Source organism: Micromonospora sp. D75 (genome assembly GCF_018070405.1).
GTDB classification, from domain to species: domain Bacteria; phylum Actinomycetota; class Actinomycetes; order Mycobacteriales; family Micromonosporaceae; genus Micromonospora; species Micromonospora chalcea.
In genome coordinates this window covers 1-3,148 of record NZ_JAGPXV010000662.1, presented here as the reverse complement: position 1 = coordinate 3,148, position 3,148 = coordinate 1, and the positions used below count along the sequence as shown (strand labels likewise).

Here is a 3,148-nt window from a genome sequence, read left to right as displayed (position 1 = left end):
CCCCGGAACGCCGCGACGAGGGCCGATCGGTCGGAAAACCCGGCGTGTCGCATGTGAGGGGCGCACGTCAGCCCGCCCGCCGGTCGGACCAGGGCACCACGGTCCCGGCGCCGCCGGAGCGGACGGCGGCGTGCACGGCCCGGGCCAGTGGCGCGCCCCAGGCCGACCGGGGCCCGCCGTACGGGGCCGGATCGCCGTCGGCCGGGCAGAGCACGGTCACCGCGTCGGTGGGGGTGCCGGTGGCGGGCAGTCCGAGTTCCCAGATCGCCTGCGCCTTCGCCTCGGTGGCGGTGGCCACCGCGTTGACGAGCGCCGCGTCGCCGAGCCGCTGCGGCACGTACGCGACGATGTTGACGGTCCCGACGCGCTGCGCGGGCGGCGCGGGCTCGGGCACGACGGCGGCCGCCTCCGGGGCGGCGGCCCAGACCGGCGTGCCCAGGCCGACGGTCGCCCAGACCCGGACGCCGCCGTCGGTGCGGCTGACCACCTCGCTCACGTCCACGCCGGTCAGCAGCCCGACGCCAGGTCCGCCCAGATCGAGGCCGTGCGCCAGCTCGGCCAGGTGTGCGGCGGGGTCGTCCCGGTCGTACGACATCGGCACCGTCGCGTTCAGCACCCACCCGCGGACGCCGATCCCGCCGCCCAGCGGAGCGGAGCCGACCGCCAGCAGCGGCGTCTCGGCCCGCCAGACCAGCAGGGGGATGTCCCACCCGGCTTCGGACCGGGTGGTCAGGAACGGCTCACACAGCACGCCGGTCACCCTACGATCACAGGAGGGAACGGGTGGCGCCGGCCCGGACCGGAAGCGGGATCTTAGCTGCTCACCGGGTCGGGCGGGTTACGCCCAACGATCAAGATTCCAGGGGTGCACCTCTGATTCCTACTCATGTGCGCCTAGACTGGCGGCGCGCGAGGGATCAGCGGACGGCGGACCCGGCCGACGGACGGCACGCGCAGGCGGAGGTGCGCGATGGACGAGGTACTGGCCCGCAGCGGGATCTTCCAGGGTGTCGACCCGGAGGCTGCCGAGGCGCTCGCCAAGGAGATGGAGACGATCGAGGTCCGCAAGGGCGAAATCGTCTTCAACGAGGGCGAACCCGGCGACAGTCTCTACATCCTCCTGTCCGGCAAGATCAAGGTGGGTCGCCGCGCGGCGGACGGCCGGCAGAACCTGATCGCCGTGATGGGCCCGTCGGACATGGTCGGTGAGCTGTCGCTCTTCGACCCCGGTCCGCGTACGGCGACCGCCACCGCGGTCACCGACACCCGGCTCGTACGCCTGCGCAAGCAGGCCCTGCGGCCGTGGCTGAACAACCGGCCCGAGATCGCCGAGCAGCTGCTGCGGGTGCTGGCCCGCCGGCTGCGCCGGACCAACGACTCGCTCGCCGACCTGATCTTCACGGACGTGCCGGGTCGGGTCGCCAAGAACCTGCTCCAGATGGCCGGCCGCTTCGGCACCCGCGACGGCGGCGTGCTGCGCGTGACGCACGACCTCACCCAGGAGGAGATCGCCCAGCTCGTCGGCGCCTCCCGGGAGACCGTCAACAAGGCGCTCGCCGACTTCGCCTCGCGCGGCTGGCTGCGACTGGACGGCAAGAGCATCATCATCCTCGACCCGGAGCGCCTGGCCCGCCGCGCGCGGGTCTGACCTCCGTACCGGCTTCTCCGGCCCGGCCCGCCATCGCGCGGAGCCGGGCCGATGCCGTTCTGCGCAGGCCGGGCCGGTCGCCTCTGAGCAAGCCGTCTCTGCCCGTCGCAGAATCGCTTGGTCCTCCGGGCCGGTGCCGCCACGCTGGGACGATGCCCGATCACGTCGCCGTTCTCTCCGACATCCACGGTGTGCTGCCCGCGCTGGAAGCAGTGCTGGCCGAGCCGGACGTGGCCGCCGCCGACCTGATCGTCCTCACCGGTGACCTGGCGGCCGGCCCGCAACCGGTCGAGGTGCTGGACCGGCTGGCCGCACTCGGCGACCGGGCCTGCTGGGTCGGCGGGAACGCCGACCGGGAGCTGGTGCAGGCGCGTGCCGGGGCGGCGTCCCCGATCGAGGTGTCGAACTGGGCCGCGGGGCAGCTCCGCGACGACCAGGTGGCCCGGCTGGCCGCGCTGCCGCCGTCCGTCACGCTGCCGGTCACCGGTCTGGGCGACGTGCTGTTCTGCCACGCCACCCCGCGCGACGACGAGGAGGTCGTGCTCGTCGACTCGCGGCTGGACCGCTGGGCGGAGGTCTTCGCCGGCCTGCCGCCCGAGGTCGGCACCGTGGTCTGCGGGCACACGCACATGCCGTTCACCCGGCTGGCCGACCGCCGCCTGGTGGTGAACCCGGGCAGCGTCGGCATGCCGTACGGGGGCGCGGGCGCCTGGTGGGCGCTGCTCGGTCCGGGCGTGCAACTGCGCCGTACGCGCTTCGACGTGGACGCCGCATGTGCCCGGATCGCCACCGAGTCCGCCTTTCCGGACGCGGCGGCCTGGGCCGACGAGTACGTCCGCTCCCGCCACTCCGACGCCGACGCGCTCACCGTCTTCGCTCCGCGCGACGGCCGCTGAGGCGTTAAAAAGGGGCCCTTCCTCTACCGCAGGCGTTAACAAGGGCCCCCTCCTTTCAAAAAAGTCAGGCTTGACTGTTTGTTTTGGCGGCGGCAGGCTGATGGCGTGTCCACCGCACCGAGCCGAGTTCCGCAGCAGGAGCGCAGCCGCGCCACCCAGGCCCGGCTGCTGGAGGCGACAGTCGACTGCCTGGTGGAGCACGGCTGGTCCGGCACCACCACGACAGTGGTGGCGGCCCGCGCCGGGGTCTCCCGGGGCGCCCAACTGCACCACTACCCCACCAAGGCCGCGCTGGTCACCGCCGCCGTCGCGCACCTGACCGAGCGCCGGGCGGCCGAGCTGCGCGCCGAGGCGGCGGCCCTGCCGGTCGGCCCGCAGCGGCTCGACGGCGTGGTCGACCTGCTCGCCGCCTCCTTCACCGGCCCGCTGTTCGCGGCCGCGCTGGAGCTGTGGGTGGCCGCGCGTACCGACGCCGAGCTGCGCGCCGCGCTGGTGCCGCTGGAGGCGCGGATCGGCCGCGAGATGCACCGGCTCACCGTCGAGCTGCTCGGCGTGGACGAGCGCAAGCCGGGCGTACGCGAGTCGGTGCAGGCCACGCTCGACC

General features: G+C 74.1%; 4 protein-coding genes. 3 read left to right on the top strand and 1 reads right to left on the bottom strand.

The features are described 5' to 3' along the window. Positions 1 to 67: 67 nt before the first annotated feature. Complete coding sequence (locus tag KBX39_RS27295) at positions 68 to 751, bottom strand: adenosylcobinamide amidohydrolase (RefSeq protein WP_210873228.1); 684 nt, start codon at positions 749 to 751, stop codon at positions 68 to 70. 219 nt (positions 752 to 970) lie between these two features. Here KBX39_RS27295 and KBX39_RS27290 point away from each other — a divergent pair, with 219 nt between their 5' ends. The 3 genes from KBX39_RS27290 to KBX39_RS27280 all read left to right on the top strand — a co-directional run. Next, the gene (locus KBX39_RS27290; protein WP_007466162.1) at positions 971 to 1,648 is read left to right on the top strand and encodes a Crp/Fnr family transcriptional regulator; all 678 of its coding nucleotides are present in this window, start codon (positions 971 to 973) and stop codon (positions 1,646 to 1,648) included. A gap of 152 nt (positions 1,649 to 1,800) precedes the next feature. Beyond that, positions 1,801 to 2,544: a metallophosphoesterase gene (locus KBX39_RS27285; protein WP_210873226.1), complete on the top strand. Its 744-nt coding sequence runs from the start codon at positions 1,801 to 1,803 to the stop codon at positions 2,542 to 2,544. Between the two features lie 105 nt (positions 2,545 to 2,649). Continuing rightward, a partial coding sequence (locus tag KBX39_RS27280; protein ID WP_210873224.1) for a TetR/AcrR family transcriptional regulator occupies positions 2,650 to 3,148 on the top strand: 499 nt, incomplete at its 3' end.

Excerpts from the sequence above, each read along its gene's own strand:
- KBX39_RS27290 (WP_007466162.1), top strand. The coding sequence starts at position 971 with ATGGACGAGGTACTGGCCCGCAGCGGGATCTTCCAGGGTGTCGACCCG.
- KBX39_RS27285 (WP_210873226.1), top strand. The coding sequence starts at position 1,801 with ATGCCCGATCACGTCGCCGTTCTCTCCGACATCCACGGTGTGCTGCCC.